This is a genomic window from Nocardia sp. NPDC004718, assembly GCF_053601535.1.
Genome location: NZ_JBSGCA010000174.1, coordinates 1 through 1199, shown reverse-complemented (window position 1 = coordinate 1199; position 1199 = coordinate 1). Strand labels below are relative to the sequence as shown.

Annotated in this window: 1 pseudogene; it reads right to left on the bottom strand. The window is 65.3% G+C overall.

Annotation, left to right across the window (positions count from 1 at the left end):
• Positions 1-1199, bottom strand: a pseudogene (locus ACWEH3_RS36195) (DNA-directed RNA polymerase subunit beta); the annotation flags it as partial.

The following is a 1199-nucleotide window of genomic DNA, read 5'->3' as shown; positions in this document are numbered from 1 at the left end:
TTCGCACCCATCAGGGCGCGGTTGGCGTCGTCGTGCTCGAGGAACGGGATCATCGCCGTCGCCACCGACACCATCTGGCGCGGCGAGACGTCCATATAGTCGATCTCGGCGGATCCGACGAGCTCTACCTCGGAATTCTTGCGGCGCACTGCGATTCGCGCGTTCACGAAACGCCCTGCGGCGTCGAGCGGCTCGTTCGCCTGCGCCACGACATGCAGGTCTTCCTGGTCGGCGGTCAGGTAGTCCACCTCGTCGGTGACCCTGCCGTCGACCACTTTTCGGTACGGCGTCTCGATGAAACCGAACGGATTCACCCGCGCGTACACCGACATGTAGCCGATCAGGCCGATATTCGGCCCTTCCGGAGTCTCGATCGGGCACATGCGGCCGTAATGGCTGTAGTGCACATCGCGGACTTCCAGACCGGCGCGCTCCCGGGACAGACCACCCGGGCCCAGCGCCGAGAGACGGCGTTTCTGAGTCAAGCTCGCCAGCGGGTTGCGCTCATCCAGAAATACGGACAGCTGCGAGGTTCCGAAGAACTCCTTGAGCACCGCGACGACCGGACGAATGTTCATCAGGGTCTGCGGCGTGATCGCCTCGACGTCCTGGGTGGTCATCCGCTCGCGGACCACGCGCTCCATCCGTGACAGCCCCAGCCGGACCTGGGACTGAATCAACTCGCCGACGGTGCGCAGCCGCCGGTTGCCGAAATGGTCGATGTCGTCGACCTCGACCCGGACCTCGACTCCGCCGGGAGCGGTCATGGTCTTGTCACCCGCGTGCAGCCGCAGCAGGTATTCGATGATCGTGACGATGTCGTCCTCGGTGAGCGCGGGCGAGCCGCCGCTGCGGATGCCGAGCTTCTTGTCGACCTTGTACCGGCCCACGCGCGCCAAGTCGTAGCGCTTCTCCTTGAAGAACAGGTTCTCCAACAGGGCCTGCGCGGACTCCTTCGTCGGCGGCTCGCCCGGACGCAGCTTGCGATGGATGTCCAGCAGCGCCTCATCGGTGCCCGATGTGCCGTCCTTTTCCAGGGACGTCATCATCACCTCGGAGAAGCCGAACCGCTCGACGATCTGCGCACTCGTCCAGCCGAGCGCTTTGAGCAGCACGGTGACCGGCTGGCGGCGCTTGCGGTCGATGCGCACACCCACGGTGTCGCGCTTGTCCACGTCGAACTCCAGCCACGCGCCACG